Consider the following 353-nt stretch of genomic DNA (forward strand, 5'->3'; position numbering starts at 1 on the left):
ATTCGCCTACCCACCTTGCTCACGATACGTCGTGCTAAGTTGAGCAGCTGCTCTTCATTACGAAATTGAACCGTGGTTTTTTGCAGCTTGCCGGAACGTTCTACGTAAACTTCGCGGTAACCATTGACCATAATGTCTGTGACCGTTTGGTCTTCAATTAAAGGTTGAAGCGGTCCCAAACCTAAAAATTCATGCAGCAGTTGTTCTACAGAATGAGTCACATCACCGTGGCCTAATGGCAATTGCTTGGCGATCACTATTTCCGACACGAGTTCAGCAATTCGGGCCTCTAGAGCTGACGTACTTAAGCTAACTACAACCGATGGGTCGATGGCCTTGATAACCTCTTCGTG

Annotated in this window: 1 pseudogene; it reads right to left on the bottom strand. The window is 47.0% G+C overall.

The features are described 5' to 3' along the window. A pseudogene (locus A3712_RS14990) lies at window positions 1-353 on the bottom strand (CpaF family protein); the annotation flags it as partial.

Source organism: Vibrio sp. HI00D65 (genome assembly GCF_001635455.1).
GTDB lineage: Bacteria > Pseudomonadota > Gammaproteobacteria > Enterobacterales > Vibrionaceae > Vibrio.